This window comes from Lysinibacillus sp. FSL M8-0337, from assembly GCF_038593855.1.
In the GTDB taxonomy this organism is placed as follows: Bacteria; Bacillota; Bacilli; order Bacillales_A; family Planococcaceae; genus Lysinibacillus; species Lysinibacillus sphaericus_D.
Window position 1 is genome coordinate 2,969,497 of sequence record NZ_CP151996.1, and the last position, 16,525, is coordinate 2,986,021.

Genomic DNA, 16,525 nt, shown 5'->3' on the forward strand with positions numbered 1-16,525 from the left:
CTATAAAGCTCCTTCCACTAAATCAAGTAGTGCTGTTAATTCAGCACGTTTTTCCTCAATTTCAAGAGTTGGCTCTGCCCCTTCAATGGACTGTAAAACACGTTGCCAATTTTCTTTTTCTCGTTGCCATTTTTTTAAAAAAGCTGGTGCTTTACGTAACAATAATTTAGGACCAAATAAGATATCTGACGGAGATAACGTCATCGCTCCTCTTTGTAAGACAAGAATTTCGTAGATTTTTTCATCTTCCTCTAAAATATCTTCATCAAGAATGGCCCAATTATTTGTTAAAGCCCATTCCCGAATAACTTTTGCATGAATGTTAGGTTGCAAAATTAGACGTGTTACACCTTGTAAGCTTTGTGGATGTTTCTCTAATATCGACACAATGAGTGGTCCACCCATGCCAGCTATTGTTACAGTATCTACATGATCAGTTGCCTCCACTGCAGCTAAGCCATCCGCCAGTCTAACTGTAATTTTTTCTGTTAACCCTTCTTTTTTAACTTGTCCTAGCGCCGATTCATACGGTCCTTTTACAACTTCACCTGCTACTGCGCTCGTAGCAATCCCCTTATGGATTAAATAGCATGGTAAATATGCATGATCACTGCCAATATCTGCTACAACCGCACCAGTTGGAACAAATTTTGCCACTGTTTCTAAACGTTTTGATAATTTTTGTGCGTTCATTTTAAACCGCCTACCTTATAAATATAGAGTCCACTCTAGTATGTATGATGTTGAACAAAAAAACAAATGGAGTTGTCTCATATTTTTGAGCAACTCCATCATAATAGAAGCTGTACTAAAAGCGTAAAGACACGTTTTAGTACAGCCATTTTTTAAAACTATTTTAGAGTAGAAATGTACTCAGCGATTGCTTTTGCTTCCGCTTCGTTTTTCATTCCTGGTGTCATAGGTGTGCCTTCGATACCGTTTGTTAACACGTCTACGATACGAGCTTCATCTAAACCGTGTAGGTTTGGACCAACACCACCAGTTAAGTCACCACCGTGACAACCGATACAAGTTTGTACTAATGCAGAACCATCATCATTAGCTTCTGTAGTTTCGCCACCGCCCTCTTGTTCAGCAGCAATTTCTTTCTTGTTATCTGCGCCTTGTAAAGACATGAAGAAAATAAGACCTATACCAAATGCCAGAATCAAGATGTAAGGAACGACTGGATTGTTTTTCATATGTTTCCCCTCCTCATAATAAATCTACTTCTATTATAATATAGAATCAGTCAACATCTAATATTGTACTGCATTAAACAAGAAACGAAAAGCCCCATTCGCTAAGTTTTCCTTTGTTTGTAACAATTTCGACATTTCTGTATCAATTGGATAAATTATGTCTTGTTAAACCCAAATTATGGACTGATAATGAATCTTCTAGCAACTCAATTCTTTTCCTTCTCGCAAATATTTTGCCACCCATTAGGCATTCATATACATCCAATAAAAAATTAAATAGCTGTCATATAAAACCTCTGTGTCCTATTATGCTGTTGATTTATCATAACAATTTCATAAATAGGTCATACTATTATTTTGATATATTATTATTTCGTGTTTTTTCTATTTTTTCTTCAATTTATACTTTTTTAAAAAAGTCATACTACTATATTACAAAAATAAAATACTCTACTATGAACGAAAAGTCCGTTATAGCAGAGTATTTCTTACATAAAATTATACAAATAATAACCAATAAGTGCTAATAATCCGAGACCACCAGATACTGTGAAATACAGCAACTTCATTTTGATACCTGACACTAGCCATACCCCACAATTTGCAGCGATAATGACAAATAGCACAGTATTATTTCCACTAAAATATGTAGTATACATGCGAATAGATAAGCTAAATAACAAGATAGCAGCAATAATATGGAAGACAGGGGCTAATAAGTTATTTTTGGTCGCAACTCGAAAAGCCATTATGAATAATGTAATTGTAGCAATGGCTACAATACCCGTTAATAAAAGCAATAAAGAAGTGACTGTAAAATAAATATACAAAAGCAGTAGCATACCTAAGCATAATCCCACTATGAAGAACATCATTTTTCGTTTTTCTAAAGGCAATACTGCCTGTTTATGAGTTGCTTCTTCTAGCTCTTCTACATCATTTCCCTCTGCATAAAGAGTGGCTAGAAAGTCACAGTAGTGCTCTGGTAATAGCTTATTTTGCTTCCAAAACAATATCTCATTTAAAATAATTTTTTTCCGTGGATTTGTCATCGTATTTTCTCCAAACATTGCTTAATAATGGTTGTACTACAATTTTATCTCACAATTAAAGAAAGAACATCTGTAAAAAGTCGCAAAAAACGGAACTTATCATCCGTTCAAATTATGTATTTTTACATCTATTATGTAAAAATCTTAAGTCAACATCCTGTTTAATAGTTTCCCCTAAAAATAAGGAATGCTACTGTAACAGTAGCTTATAAAGAACAAACCCCGCTACACAATATAATGTAGCGAGGTTTGCATATCACAAGTATGAAGTTCTGTTTTATTCTAAGAAATCTTTTAAACGTTTACTGCGAGAAGGGTGGCGCAATTTACGAAGTGCTTTTGCCTCAATTTGACGAATACGTTCACGTGTTACACCAAATACTTTCCCTACTTCTTCTAACGTGCGTGTACGTCCATCATCTAAGCCAAAACGTAAACGTAGTACGTTTTCTTCACGGTCTGTTAATGTATCTAATACATCTTCTAGCTGTTCTTTTAACAATTCATAGGCTGCATGATCAGAAGGAGATTGAGCCTCTGAGTCTTCAATGAAGTCCCCTAAGTGTGAATCGTCTTCTTCACCGATTGGCGTTTCAAGAGAAACTGGTTCTTGCGCGATTTTTAAAATTTCACGTACTTTTTCAGGTGTTAAATCCATTTCCTCGCCAATTTCTTCTGGAGACGGCTCACGACCTAAGTCCTGTAATAATTGACGTTGCACACGAATTAATTTGTTAATTGTTTCTACCATGTGCACAGGGATACGTATTGTACGTGCTTGGTCGGCAATCGCACGTGTAATCGCTTGACGAATCCACCATGTTGCGTAAGTTGAGAACTTAAAACCTTTACGATAGTCGAATTTTTCAACTGCCTTAATAAGTCCCATATTCCCCTCTTGAATTAAATCAAGGAATAACATCCCACGGCCCACATAGCGTTTGGCGATGGATACAACAAGACGTAAATTCGCTTCAGCTAAACGTTTACGCGCTTCTTCATCCCCTTGCTCAATACGTTCTGCCAGTGCAATTTCTTGCTCGGCAGAAAGTAAATCCACGCGACCAATTTCTTTTAAATACATACGAACAGGATCATTAATTTTTACGCCTGGTGGTACGCTTAAATCATTTAAATCGAACGTTTCTTCGTTAGCTTCTTCTTTCATTAAGCTTTCTTCTTCAAATTCTTCTTTACCAATAATTTGAATGTCTTTATGTTTTTCAAGATCTTCAGCGAAATGAAAAACTTCTTCATTTTCCAACTCATAAGGCATTAATTTCTCTGAAATTTCTTTCATCGAAATTTCACCTTCTGTTTTCGCCTTTTCTTGTAGTAATTTTTTTGCTTCATCTAATGTAATTTCTACTTCTACCTCTTTTGAACGTTCAGACTTGTCCGCCATAAACCTTCCTCCTTCTAAACAACCGAATCGGGTTAAATCGCCGATAACGATTTTCTTAAATGAATAATCTGTTGGGCGATTTCAAGTGCACGCGCATACTCGTGCATCTTCTCCGCTTCCTTTGACTCATGCATCTTTTGATGAATTTCCTGCTCAATTCTATATTTTTGAAGCTGTCGAATAGAATCTGTAACCTCTGACTCTGATTGGTCTGGATCCCTTTCCACTAAAGCCGCTTCCATCACAATTTTGCGTAATTCAGCGTCATCTAATATCTCGACAAAACGCTGATAATCTGGGTGACCATATTCCTCATAAAATCCTACCAATCGAACAAATACAGCCATATATGCATCTCGTACAAAAGGCTCTTTTTGCTCACTACGTAATACCCTGTCCACTACATCTATATTATGAAGCATATGAGCCAGTAATAAACGTTCGGCACGTTCTGCTGCGTCCATAGGCTTTTGTCGCTGCGTGACTGGCATCGAAGGTGTATGCGTTGGCATTTCCACTTTCGCAGTGCGTACCTGATTTGCCTCTAGTTTTCGGAATTGGGCATAAATCGCTTCTTCCGAAATCGTTGTTTCATTCGATAGCTGTCGGATATACAAATCTCGTTCAATCGGTGAGGAGCTACCCACTAATTGTTCGAGTACTTCTTGAATATATTGAAGCGTATCATTTTCAAACTGAAAATTCTTATTTCGTCTAGCATGCATCATCATAAAAGCAATATACGTATGTGGTTTTTCCAAAATCTGTTCCTTAAAAGCCTGTCCACCTAGACTTTGAATATACTCATCAGGATCTAGTTTATCTGGTAGCACCGCAACATTCACTTTCATGCGCTCCGTTTGTAGTAACTGTGCCGCTCTTTTCGCCGCATCAAATCCAGCGTTATCACCGTCATAGCAAATCGTAACTTGCTCTACTAAGCGTTTTAGCTTTGTGATATGCTGATTCGTAAGCGAAGTACCCATAGTTGCTACGGCATTTGTTACACCAACTGAAGTGGCAGCTAAAACATCCATAAAACCTTCCATCAACACTACTTGACGATTTTTTCTAATAGAGGTTCGTGCTTTGTCTAGGTTATATAGCACTTCACTCTTTTGAAAAATTGGTGATTCTGGACTATTTAAATATTTTGCCTCTTCACCTGTCGATGACAAGATTCGTCCTGAGAAGGCAATAATTTTACCATTCTCATCACGAATTGGAAACATAATACGCCCTCGAAAACGATCAAAATAGCGTTCTTCTCCTTCACGTTTGATTACTAGACCACTATCTGCGATTTCTTGTAAGTTATAACCTTTTCTTTCAAGCAATATCGTTAATGCATCAAAGCTTGGGAGAGACCATCCAATGCTATTAGATTCGATAAGTTCCCTTGTAAATCCTCTTTCTAGCAAATAATTTAAAGGCTCTTCCCCATCTTCTGTGTTCAGCAATAAATGATGAAAAAAATCTGCCGCAAAGGCATGGGCTTCTTTCATCCTTTCTTCCGCTTTTGAAATCTTTGTCGTCGCTTGAGGCAAAGTTGGACCAACATCTAAATGTACGCCCACACGTTCACCTAGTTTGACGACTGCATCCGGGAAAGAAATCCCTTCGATATCCATGACGAAAGTAATGGCATTACCGCCTGCACCGCAACCAAAACAATGAAAAATCTGTTTGTCTGTTGACACAGAAAAAGATGGCGTTTGTTCTCCATGAAAAGGACAGAGACCAAACCAATTGCGCCCGCGCTTTGTTAGCTGCATATATTCGCTAATAACATCGACAATATCCGATTGTGTACGAATCTGCTCAATCACTTCTTCTGGTATTTTCCCTGCCAAATTCATCACCATCTTTAATTTACGTTCTAGAACACAATTCGATATCCGTTTTAAAAATCCTTTATTTCTCGACAAAAAAATAGGATTTTTCTCTTTTTAAATATTTTTACCACAATTTTATTATTATAAAACAAAAATTAGTATTTATCTATACCAATTTCAAAACCGACTCAAAAAAACCGCCTCTACTACCCCGAGGTGGTTTACACAATTTGGTTTCTTATTTACAGCTTGCAAGCTGTTCAATAATAATATTCGCCGTTTCCTCTACAGCTTTATTCGTTACATCAATCACTTTACAACCTATTTTCTCAACAACTTGTTCAAAATGTTGTATCTCCTCTAAAATGCGTACATGCTGAGCATAGATAGCATCATCATTTAATCCTAACGTCATTAATCTTTCTTTTCGTATCGAATTTAATTTATCAGGCGAGATAACTAAACCAAAGCATTTTTTTGGATCAATTTTAAATAATTCTTCTGGTGGCGCGACCTCCGGGACTAATGGTACATTTGCCACCTTATAACGTTTATGTGCTAAATACTGTGAAAGAGGCGTTTTTGATGTACGTGAAACACCCACAAGTACGATATCAGCTAGCAATAAGCCTCGTGGATCTCTGCCATCATCATATTTCACCGCAAATTCTATCGCCTCAATTTTTTTAAAATAGTCGTCATCAAGTTGATGCACAATGCCCGGTGTCTCTAATGGCATTTCTTCCATAAATGTTGCCATTGATTTCAACGCTGGTCCTAAAATATCTACAGCATGTACTTTTTCTTTCTCACATAAATCATGTAGTAATGTACGCATGTCTTGTCGAACAAGTGTATAGACAACAAATGCCTTCTGTTTTGCAGCGAGGCACACAATTTTTCGAACAAGCTCCTCTGTTTGAATATGTGGAAAGCGCCGAATAATCGTGTTTTCCAAGCCTGGTCGGAACTGGCTAATTACCGCTTTGGCTACTTGATCCCCAGTTTCGCCGACTGAATCAGATACAACAAAAACTCGTAGTCTTTTCATGCTGTTCCCCTTCAATTTTTAGACATTTTGCGCAAGCGAAAGGAAAGCACGTGTAATGGTCGTTTTAGTTAGACGACCTACAATCGTCAATCCACCCTCTTGTGGCTCGATTACCGGTAATGAATCTACTTCTCGTTCTATTAGCTTATTAGCTGCAACAACTAACGAATCAGATCTTTCACAGTACGAGATATTTGGCATTCGTGTCATAATAATATGTACAGGAATTTTATTTAAATCCTGCGTGCCAATACTTGTACGCAGTAAATCTTTACGAGACAGAACACCTGTCAAAAATTCGTTTTTATCGACAACGAAAAGGGTTCCGACATCCTCTGAAAACATGAAGCAAATGGCATCATATACTGTCATTGTTTCAGGTACAACAACAGGTCCAGAGTGAAAATCTTTAACTTTTAAATTGTTAATGCTATCCGTTAATGTTACGGATGTTTTTTTACCAGAATAGAAATAACCAACTCTTGGTCTAGCATCTAAAAAGCCAGCCATTGTCAAAATGGCTAAATCTGGTCTTAAAGTCGCTCTTGTCAGATTGAGACGTTCTGCAATATGTTCCCCTGTTATCGGGCCGTTCTCTTTCACAATTTGTAAAATGTCTTCCTGACGTTTATTGAGTTCGATTGGACTCACCGCCTCAAATCTAATAGTGTTATACTTATGCTCAATTATTATATACTATTTTAATGGTTATTGCGAAGAAAAGAACTACATGCTACAATATTGACACAGACGCTTGCTCTCTATGTATTTTCGAGCAATCTTGCGTTATACAGGCGATGATAGGAAAAAAGTATCTGTTCATTTATTTAGCGAGTAGAAGATGGTGAAAGTCTACATAGCAGCAGAGAAAGGCACTCCTTGAGCTAACTTTTTGAAAAGAGGTTTTAAACAAAGCGTTTAAAACAATCAGGGTGGAACCGCGGGTATTAGCACTCGTCCCTGGGCATTTTCGTGCCCGGAGACGGGTGCTATTTTTATTTCGGATATGGCGAATTCTTATTTCCAATAAATATAAGGGTAATCTCTTATTTTTGTTTTAAATCAATTCGTCCTATCAGACAGTTACGTTTCACTCAAATGCAAGGAAAAATTACGAAGGAGGCTATTATTATGGCTAACAAATCAATGGAAACAATTGTATCTTTAGCAAAGCATCGTGGCTTTGTCTTCCCAGGTTCTGAAATCTACGGAGGTTTGGCAAATACTTGGGATTATGGTCCACTTGGTGTTGAATTAAAAAACAATGTCAAAAAAGCTTGGTGGCAAAAATTTGTCCAAGAATCTGAACATAACGTTGGGATTGATGCAGCTATCCTGATGAATCCAAAAGCATGGGTTGCATCTGGTCACGTTGGCAACTTCAACGACCCAATGGTAGACTGTAAAGCTTGTAAAGCGCGTCACCGCGCAGATAAAATCATTGAAGATGCTGCACTAGCAAAAGGTGATGAAATTATCGTTGATGGTATGACATTCGATCAAATGAAAGAAACAATGGTGAAATACGATGTTGTCTGCCCTGATTGTGGCAAAGCAGATTTCACTGATATTCGTCAGTTCAACTTAATGTTTAAAACATTCCAAGGTGTAACAGAATCTTCAACAAACGAAATTTACCTTCGTCCAGAAACAGCACAAGGAATTTTCGTTAACTTTAAAAACGTACAACGTTCTATGCGTAAACGTACACCATTTGGTATTGCACAAATCGGGAAGTCTTTCCGTAACGAAATTACGCCAGGGAACTTTACATTCCGTACTCGTGAATTTGAACAAATGGAGCTTGAATTTTTCTGCAAGCCTGGTGAAGATCTTGAGTGGCATGCTTATTGGAAAGAATTCTGTAAAAACTGGTTACTGAACTTAGGTATGAAAGAAGATTCTATGCGTCTACGTGACCACGAGGAAGACGAATTATCGCATTACTCAAATGCAACAACTGATATTGAATTTAAATTCCCATTCGGCTGGGGCGAGCTTTGGGGTGTAGCTGATCGCACAGACTACGACTTAAAACAACATATGGAACATTCAGGCGAAGATTTCACTTATATTGATCCAGTAACAAACGAGCGCTATGTACCATATTGTATCGAACCATCTTTAGGTGCTGACCGTGTAACATTAGCATTTTTATGTGACGCCTACGATGAAGAGGAGCTTGAAGGTGATGACAAACGTACCGTATTACGTTTCCACCCTGCTTTAGCACCATTTAAAGCAGCCGTTCTTCCACTTTCTAAAAAATTATCTGATGAAGCAGCAGATGTATGGTCAGCGTTACGCAAATCATTCCCTGTTGATTTTGATGAGTCTCAATCAATCGGTAAACGCTACCGCCGTCAAGACGAAATCGGTACGCCATTCTGTATTACATTCGATTTCGATTCAAAAGAAGATGGTCAAGTAACTGTTCGTCATCGTGATTCAATGGAACAAGTACGTATGCCAATCGCGGATGTAAAAGCATATATCGAAAAGCATCTTCAATTTTAATTCAAACGATTAGCTAGGTTTTAAGCAAATCAAACGGCTAAAAAAAGAAAACGTGTTAGATTGATTACAGTCAATCTAACACGTTTTTGCTATGCTGTGTTGTCCGTTACGGCGATGCTTTGCGGGTACACACGAACGTCTCAACCCTAGTGTATGTCTAGTTGTATACTAGAGTCACTGCCCACCTCCGCTATTACAATTAGACCTTACTTTTGTAACGCTTTTAAACGCTTTATCGCCGAATGTACAGTAAGTCTATGAAAAGCTAGTAATTTCCCTTTATAGATGACCCCATAGACACCATAAGGGGTAGGAGAAAGTCTTAACAATTCTTCTCTATTTTGCACATCAATGATTTCAGCATGAATGCCTAGTTTTTTTGCAGCCTCTACAACATTATCCGTTGCAATATCTACAAAGGGACATTGAGGTGTTCGGAATACTGTAAGCTCCTGATAAGATGCTAGGCGCTTATCCCAATCGTTCGGAAAGTATGGGTTTGGTGCATTTTTGAACTTATAAACGAGCAATTCAAACCCATTTGGTGCCTGCTCTACTTCTTTAAAGTTATGTTTTAAAAAAATTTGCTTACTCGGAACCCACGAACTATTTGGGTTTGTAATGACAATGACACCTGATTTCTGTTGATTTTTTGCATCTTCTAAACAACTATCAATCAATTGAGAAGCATAGCCCTTTCCAGTCATACTTACCCATAAACAATGAATCACAACATAGTTTTCACCGAACACAACCCTTGAAGAATACTCGATTGGTGTATACTCAATAAAACCTGCCTGCTTATTATTGTCCATTATTTTTTTATACTTTAATCCTTCATGAAACCTTTGAAAAAGCCAGTTACTTTTATTTATATATCCTGTGGCATGCGGATTACTGCGTAGACAAAAGCAGCCACTTTGAACAATATTTTGTTCATTCAATTCGATGATACTTTCAATTGCCAACCGAACTCCCCCTCAACAATAGCAGCGTACTTATAAGCTTATAAAAAAACCAAATCAAGTGTTGATTTGGTCGTCATAAATATCTTGCTTTATGCTTTTAACGATATAAATAATCGCTCTTGCATTTTTTCTTCAAATAGAAACTTTTTCATACTCATCCCTACTAAGTTTACTAATAGTTCCTCAATATCACTTAGAGAGTAATAGAGAAATGTCCCTTCGCGCATAGGACGCACTCGTTTGTCTATCGTCAATTCTTCCTCAATAAAATAGGCAACATTGACTCCACAATGCTCCATTAGTTGCGTAATGCGCTGATCATCTCCCGGATTAATAAAGAACGGTACAATTTTGTCAATATACAAAATACTCTGAACAAGCTTGATGAAAAAATTTTCTCGAACAGCCGTTTCGACAACTAAAATAGTTGTTTGCTCATGCTGATAATCCATGTACAAAACATTTAATTGTTCTTCCAACAATTTATTTAATATGAGTATAGAATTTTTATATTTCTTCATATCAGTTTGTATTTCTCTCGTTAGTAGTCGAAGAATACGAAAAGCTGGTAGAAAAATTTTTAAAACAATTTCTTTCGGATGTAAATGGTCAATCAATTTACTGAAATGTACCCTTAAAGAAACTTCATCATTACGTATCAATTGCTCGATAAATAAATTAAAAATCTCCTCAAAACTATTGGCACGATAATCAATCATTTTAACAATCTTGACACTATAATTCAGCGGTAAGTTCATAGACGTTTGTTCATCTAGTAACTTTACTTTCGGTAATGTTGGGAACATATCATAGACAAGCTCTACTTGTGCACTTCGATTATCAGATAGTAACACAACCGAGTTTACTGGATAGATACCAAGACATTCTACAAATTTGTTCATAAACTTCTCATTATATAAATGCCGATCACGATATAGAACAGCTAAAGCATCTGTTGCACCATATCCAGAATGGTATACACGCTTTGAGGTCATTGCTGAATAGACATCAATAATTTGTAATAACTGAACACCTTCACTCATCTCATCTGCACACAGTTGGTTAGGGTACCCTTTTCCAGCAAAGCGTTCGTGGTGATCGCGTGCCAAGTAGGCAATATCTGCTTCACCATTTTCTATAAGAAGCTCATAGCCTTTCGTCGTATGTGTTTTGACTATATCAAATTCATCTTCGGACAGCTTTCTTTTTACACTTAAGATTTCTTGTGGAATAAAAACTTTGCCGATATCGTGAAATAAATAACCTCGTGCAAGCATCTCAATGTCTGTTAAGCCTAATTGTCGGGCAAAAATCGTTCCAAGAACAAAAACATCAAATGAATGGACAAATGAGTATTCATCCCACTCCTTTAAACGCATAAGCAAATCGTAGCGATGCTTTTCTGCTAAAATCCGTTCAAATATGCCTCTGACATATGCCGTATCCTGTATACTTTTTAATATTTGACCATAACGTAATTCATGTACAACATTTTCTAACGTTGACATAAATAGATTACTGACCGCTACTTGATATTCATCTATTTCCTCATTTTTCTCCAAGAGTGGTGCAAAAATATCTTCGTACTCCATTGCACGTTGTATACTTAAATCATGAACAATTCTTACTGAATCTGATGATAGGTAAACTGACAATTCTTCTACTTTTCTAAGTTTAAGTAATGCAATAATTCTTTCAGTTAGCACTAAATCTTTTTTAGCTAATAGGCGATACTCGGAAAAAATATCTTCTGCTAAAATATCACCGGCTTCTACTTCATCAATACATAATATCACTTTTTTTAGCATTTTATCAGCCACACACGCATGGTTAGAGCATTATGTGACCTCCCTCCCTTTTCCATAGGACTGCATTAATCTAATAACGTACAACAGTACGTTTTGCTGATAGAGGCATGGTTTTAAAATAGTTTGAAATTACATTCCTAAACTTTAATTCGCATAATTATACAAGAATAATTAATATTACATTTCTTTGTATCTTTACAATATCATAGGTTAAAATGCCTTTTCAACTAGTATATGGGGCTTAAATGATTAGTTAATACTATGCATATATTATAAACTATCTAAAAATTAGTTATTTATTCTTATTTATTTTATTTGTATTAATCGATATCCATGCAATTCGGTATTTCATTTGACCTATTTGAAAATATAGACAAATGTATACTTATAAAAAATAGCTATTTTTCTATTAATATAAAGAATGCCTTAAAAAACAAAAAATTTCTCACTAAATGTTATCTACTAATCTTTTTTTCCTAGTAGCAAAAGCTCAATGCTATTTATATCTCATAATTCCCATTTTATAGTGGATAATATTCCCTCTATTCTCACCTTCAACAATTTGTTATAAATATATTATTATAGTTAATCTTTTATGTTAAAGTACGTATTTTTAACAATACATAGTAATACCAACCATTCACAATCAATCGTCCGGAAGTTTGAAACTGTACATAGGAAGGATTTTTACTAGAAAAAAGCAAGCTATAAAAATGGACATTGGAGGAAACAAATTGAATACACATCGTTTTTATCAAATGGTTATGGCCGCAACTATCGCAACGAGCGCCATTGTCATAGCACCCCCAGCATATGCTGCTTCATCATTCCCCGATATAAATTCCTCTACAGAGGATGGGAAGGCAATTATAAACTTAGCAGAGCGTGGAATTATATCTGGCTACCCAGATGGCACGTTCAAGCCCGCAAATTTTATTACCCGTACACAGGCTGCCAAAATTTTAGCAGGCATTTTACATCTTGATACTGTTCATGTAACAAATCCTAACTTTAAGGACATTACTCCTGACAATGAAAACTACGGTGCCATCGCTGCACTAGCAGAAGCAGGAATCATCCGAGGCTCTAATGGGTATTTCAACCCAACGAAACAAATTACACGAGGTCAATTGTCGAAAATGATTGTCAAAGGTTTTGATTTAACAATTACTGATGATATTGATATTCCCTTTACGGATGTAAAAGCTGGCAGTGAATACGAGCCATATATTCAAACATTATTTTCTAATAACATTACAAAAGGCACGACACCGACTACTTTTGGTCCCCAAAGTTATGTAAAACGTTCTCAACTTGCTTCTTTTGTAGTAAGAGCAGAAAACACTCAAAATAATGCTACGATTTCTGCAAGTCGTTTTAATCAAGATTATATTTTCGCTTCTTATGGTGGAATTGAACCCGCAGAGGATATTTTCACATGGGATGATGAAGAGATTATGACAAATACCATTACGATTAAACCTTTAAAAGAAGGTACTGGTAAATTAGTTATTTCTGGTTTTAGCGAAGAGACAGAAGAGTTCACAGATTTCTTTTTCTTAGTTCATGTAAAAACTGTAGACGGCAAGCTACAAACAACGCTTGAAGAGGTAAATGAAGAAGACTATTTAGAACATCTACCGCTCAACTTAAATGAAACAGATTTAACGTTCACACCTACAGAAGTAAGTATACAAACAGCGGATGGACAAGCTTTATCTTCGGATTCCTATGCACTAGAAACAAAAGATAATGGTACAACACTATCCATTTTTAAAGATGGACAATACTTATTAACTTTCACAAATGGTACCCAACAACAAATAATGGCGGCTGATGTATATACGTATGATTTTGTACGTAGTATTGACCTTTACGAACTAACGGACGAACTAACATTTACAAGCGATTATTTTACATTTGAACCAGTGCAAGTTGCATTAGAAGATTTAGATGATGGTTCTGATCCAACTTACAAAGTACCAGTCAAAGCAGTACTTAATGGAAACAAATTGATTGTAACACCGTTAGCAGAGGGCAATGCCATGATACATGTAACTGGAAAAAATGGAGAAACTGCATATTTAAATGTTGAATTTATGAAAATTGCAGGTAAATGGGCAACTTATTACGATTTATACGATGATATGGAAGACTACTAATTCATCATGTAAAAATGCCAGAGGGTACATTAATTGTCCTCTGGCATTTCTGTTTTATCTTTAGATGGTCTTAACTGTAATTCAGGTGTTCTTTCTAATTGCTCAATAAATTTCTTTGTTTTAAAGCGGATCCCCGTCTGTTCCTCATAAATCGTGGTAATAATTTTTTTTATGAAATATTTTGTTTCTTTTTTCAATTCCAGTTTACCAATCTGATCAATTGGCACGGTATAAAACATGCGGATTAACTTTAACTGTGTTGGTGTTAAGCGAATGATATATGGATCATGCTGATAACAGCGGTGGCATAGGAAACCTCCTTGTGCAAAGGAAAAGGCAAATTCCCCATCCACTGCACCACAAGAAGCACAAGCATGTAGTATCGGTTGCACACCTGTATAAGGGAGCATTTTCCACTCTACAAAAAGGGTAATGGCTTCTGGATCATAGCCATCTTCAATTGCTTGTAATGCTTGCAAGAGTACTTCAAATGCAAAAGGTTCTGCTTTTCCCTCTTCTACTACACGTTCCACTAGTTCCATAATATAGCTCGCATAGGCTGTCGCTATAATATCCTCACGTATATGACGCATTGAATTGAGATGCTCTCCCTGTTGCAAAGTGCCCATACCTGTATGATGCTGCACCATAAACATACCATATGTAAAGGGCTGTGTTACGGCTGATAATCTGCTTGAAGGCTTTTTGGCCCCTCGCGCCATCGTTGCTACTTTACCAGCCTCTCGCGTTAGTAGCGTCACAATTTTATTGGATTCCCCGTAAGCACGCACCTTTAGCACAATACCTTCCCATTTATAAAGCATCCATCCCCCTCCTTTTTTCAAGTTTTCCATGAAAATAGAGCTCTCCAAACATATTTGGACAGCTCCGTTTTCTCTCTTCTGAATCAAGCATTACTTCAACTGTTTGTCCACTTCAACAACTCGATAAGGAAGACTTCGTTGAAGAATCAAGCTATGTGAAGAAAATTAATATTCATCATCGCGGAATCCAAAGTCACGAAGATGTGTCGATTTATTACGCCAATCCTTTTGCACTTTTACCCATAGCTCTAAATATACTTTAGAACCCAATAACATTTCGATATCTTTACGAGCTCGGATTCCTACTTCTTTCAGTAATGCTCCACGCTTCCCAATCACAATGCCTTTTTGAGAATCACGCTCTACAATAATTGTCGCGGCTACACGAATTTTCCCTTCGTTTTCTTCATCACGACGAATTTTATCAATGACTACTGCAATGGAATGCGGAATTTCCTCACGTGTTAAATGTAACACTTTTTCACGAATCAACTCGGAAATGATAAAGCGCTCGGGGTGGTCTGTTACTTGATCGGCAGGATAATATTGTGGGCCTTCAGGTAAATATTTAGTAAGTGTTGCAAGTAAGTTTTCAACATTATTACCTTGCAGTGCTGAAATCGGCACAATTTCCGCAAAGTCATAACGTTCCTTATAACTGTCGATAATACCCATTAATTCGTCTGGGTGCACTTGATCGATTTTATTTATGACTAGAAACACAGGCGTTGGATTACCTTCGAGCATTTCTAAAATAAACTCGTCACCTTTTCCAAGCTTTTGCTCCGCATTTACCATAAACATGATAACGTCCACTTCACGCAATGTATTTTTAGATACTTTTAACATGAAATCGCCTAGCTTATGCTTTGGCTTATGGATTCCTGGTGTATCAATAAAAATCATTTGGCTGTCGTCTGTTGTTAGTACACCTTGTACTTTATTACGTGTTGTTTGTGGCTTATCACTCATAATGGCAATTTTTTGACCGATGACCCTGTTTAAAAATGTAGATTTCCCGACATTTGGTCTTCCAATAATTGAGATAAAGCCTGACTTATAGCCAGTGTTATTTTCCAGCATTCTCTAAATCCTCCGTTGTAAATGCAAACGGTACTAATTCGCCAACTGACGTTACCGTGACATCACCTTTTAAATTTGTTAAATAGACAGGCATAGTTGGTGGGCAAAACTCCACCATCACTTGGCGACAAGCTCCACAAGGCGCACAAGGGCCTTCCGTATCCGCTACAATCGCAATTGCCTCAAAATCATAAACACCTTCTGAAATAGCTTTAAAAAACGCCGTACGCTCCGCACAATTTGTCATACTATAGCCAGCATTTTCAATGTTACAGCCGTGGATGACATCGCCATTTTTAGTCAAAAGCGCAGCTCCTACTTTAAATTTCGAATAGGGAACATATGCCTTCTCGCGTGCTTTTTTTGACTCTTCTAGTAATGCATGCATATCTATCTTCATCTATGCTAATTCTCCTCTACATAAAAAATCAAATATGCCTCTTTTACTAGGCACTATCCATTACGCCACAACGTAATTGCGTCTAGATTCTTTCGAGCATGCTTGAAAAGCGCCTCTACAAAATCTGTGACATTTGCTGGGGTTTTCAATTGATTTTTGCCAGCGTTTAAACCACACATGCATGAGAGCATAATTGGCATTTATCCTCACTTAGCGAA

14 protein-coding genes are annotated in these 16,525 nt (G+C 36.9%); 2 read left to right on the forward strand and 12 right to left on the reverse strand.

The genetic code is table 11. The features are described from left to right. The 7 genes from MKY08_RS14230 to MKY08_RS14260 all read right to left on the reverse strand — a co-directional run bounded on the left by MKY08_RS14230 (position 1) and on the right by MKY08_RS14260 (position 7,196). Complete coding sequence (locus tag MKY08_RS14230; RefSeq protein ID WP_069513539.1) at positions 1 to 693, reverse strand: tRNA (adenine(22)-N(1))-methyltransferase TrmK; 693 nt, start codon at positions 691 to 693, stop codon at positions 1 to 3. A gap of 158 nt (positions 694 to 851) precedes the next feature. After that, on the reverse strand, positions 852 to 1,202 hold the full coding sequence (gene cccA / locus MKY08_RS14235; RefSeq protein WP_024363017.1) for a cytochrome c550: 351 nt from the start codon (positions 1,200 to 1,202) through the stop codon (positions 852 to 854). A gap of 488 nt (positions 1,203 to 1,690) precedes the next feature. Continuing rightward, entirely contained in the window at positions 1,691 to 2,254 is a 564-nt protein-coding gene (locus MKY08_RS14240; RefSeq protein WP_024363018.1) for a hypothetical protein, read from the reverse strand. A gap of 277 nt (positions 2,255 to 2,531) precedes the next feature. Beyond that, positions 2,532 to 3,659, reverse strand: coding sequence for an RNA polymerase sigma factor RpoD (gene rpoD, locus MKY08_RS14245; protein WP_069513536.1), 1,128 nt, complete (start codon positions 3,657 to 3,659; stop codon positions 2,532 to 2,534). A gap of 32 nt (positions 3,660 to 3,691) precedes the next feature. Next, positions 3,692 to 5,524 (reverse strand): DNA primase, encoded by a 1,833-nt coding sequence (gene dnaG, locus MKY08_RS14250; RefSeq protein ID WP_081328041.1) that lies wholly within the window; start codon positions 5,522 to 5,524, stop codon positions 3,692 to 3,694. Positions 5,525 to 5,732: 208 nt separating this feature from the next. Continuing rightward, positions 5,733 to 6,545, reverse strand: a complete 813-nt coding sequence (locus tag MKY08_RS14255) for a pyruvate, water dikinase regulatory protein (RefSeq protein WP_069513531.1) — start codon at positions 6,543 to 6,545, stop codon at positions 5,733 to 5,735. A gap of 18 nt (positions 6,546 to 6,563) precedes the next feature. After that, entirely contained in the window at positions 6,564 to 7,196 is a 633-nt protein-coding gene (locus MKY08_RS14260) for a helix-turn-helix transcriptional regulator (protein WP_024363022.1), read from the reverse strand. A gap of 480 nt (positions 7,197 to 7,676) precedes the next feature. On the opposite strand from MKY08_RS14260, the gene MKY08_RS14265 reads away from it, so the two are divergent. Continuing rightward, the gene (locus MKY08_RS14265; protein WP_024363023.1) at positions 7,677 to 9,062 is read left to right on the forward strand and encodes a glycine--tRNA ligase; all 1,386 of its coding nucleotides are present in this window, start codon (positions 7,677 to 7,679) and stop codon (positions 9,060 to 9,062) included. A gap of 206 nt (positions 9,063 to 9,268) precedes the next feature. Here MKY08_RS14265 and MKY08_RS14270 read toward each other — a convergent pair whose 3' ends face one another. Then, on the reverse strand, positions 9,269 to 10,024 hold the full coding sequence (locus MKY08_RS14270) for a GNAT family N-acetyltransferase (RefSeq protein ID WP_069513631.1): 756 nt from the start codon (positions 10,022 to 10,024) through the stop codon (positions 9,269 to 9,271). Between the two features lie 95 nt (positions 10,025 to 10,119). Continuing rightward, positions 10,120 to 11,838, reverse strand: a complete 1,719-nt coding sequence (locus MKY08_RS14275) for an HD domain-containing phosphohydrolase (protein WP_069513629.1) — start codon at positions 11,836 to 11,838, stop codon at positions 10,120 to 10,122. A 734-nt stretch (positions 11,839 to 12,572) separates the two neighbouring features. On the opposite strand from MKY08_RS14275, the gene MKY08_RS14280 reads away from it, so the two are divergent. Further along, on the forward strand, positions 12,573 to 14,000 hold the full coding sequence (locus MKY08_RS14280; RefSeq protein ID WP_069513529.1) for an S-layer homology domain-containing protein: 1,428 nt from the start codon (positions 12,573 to 12,575) through the stop codon (positions 13,998 to 14,000). Between the two features lie 29 nt (positions 14,001 to 14,029). On the opposite strand, the gene recO is transcribed toward MKY08_RS14280, so the two are convergent. From recO to MKY08_RS14295, 3 genes are all read right to left on the reverse strand, one after another. Further along, positions 14,030 to 14,824, reverse strand: coding sequence for a DNA repair protein RecO (gene recO / locus MKY08_RS14285; protein WP_069513527.1), 795 nt, complete (start codon positions 14,822 to 14,824; stop codon positions 14,030 to 14,032). A 165-nt stretch (positions 14,825 to 14,989) separates the two neighbouring features. After that, a complete protein-coding gene (era, locus tag MKY08_RS14290; protein ID WP_025220028.1) occupies positions 14,990 to 15,907 on the reverse strand; it encodes a GTPase Era in 918 nt (305 codons plus the stop codon). Next, positions 15,894 to 16,307 (reverse strand): cytidine deaminase, encoded by a 414-nt coding sequence (locus tag MKY08_RS14295; protein ID WP_081328040.1) that lies wholly within the window; start codon positions 16,305 to 16,307, stop codon positions 15,894 to 15,896. Before MKY08_RS14295 ends, era begins: the two co-directional genes overlap by 14 nt. Positions 16,308 to 16,525: the final 218 nt, after the last annotated feature.

Coding starts and splice junctions, on each gene's coding strand:
- MKY08_RS14230 (WP_069513539.1), bottom strand. CDS start 693: ATGAACGCACAAAAATTATCAAAACGTTTAGAAACAGTGGCAAAATTT.
- rpoD (WP_069513536.1), bottom strand. CDS start 3,659: ATGGCGGACAAGTCTGAACGTTCAAAAGAGGTAGAAGTAGAAATTACA.
- MKY08_RS14295 (WP_081328040.1), bottom strand. CDS start 16,307: ATGAAGATAGATATGCATGCATTACTAGAAGAGTCAAAAAAAGCACGC.
- era (WP_025220028.1), bottom strand. CDS start 15,907: ATGCTGGAAAATAACACTGGCTATAAGTCAGGCTTTATCTCAATTATT.
- recO (WP_069513527.1), bottom strand. CDS start 14,824: ATGCTTTATAAATGGGAAGGTATTGTGCTAAAGGTGCGTGCTTACGGG.
- MKY08_RS14240 (WP_024363018.1), bottom strand. CDS start 2,254: ATGACAAATCCACGGAAAAAAATTATTTTAAATGAGATATTGTTTTGG.
- MKY08_RS14255 (WP_069513531.1), bottom strand. CDS start 6,545: ATGAAAAGACTACGAGTTTTTGTTGTATCTGATTCAGTCGGCGAAACT.
- cccA (WP_024363017.1), bottom strand. CDS start 1,202: ATGAAAAACAATCCAGTCGTTCCTTACATCTTGATTCTGGCATTTGGT.
- dnaG (WP_081328041.1), bottom strand. CDS start 5,524: ATGGTGATGAATTTGGCAGGGAAAATACCAGAAGAAGTGATTGAGCAG.
- MKY08_RS14275 (WP_069513629.1), bottom strand. CDS start 11,838: ATGCTAAAAAAAGTGATATTATGTATTGATGAAGTAGAAGCCGGTGAT.
- MKY08_RS14265 (WP_024363023.1), top strand. CDS start 7,677: ATGGCTAACAAATCAATGGAAACAATTGTATCTTTAGCAAAGCATCGT.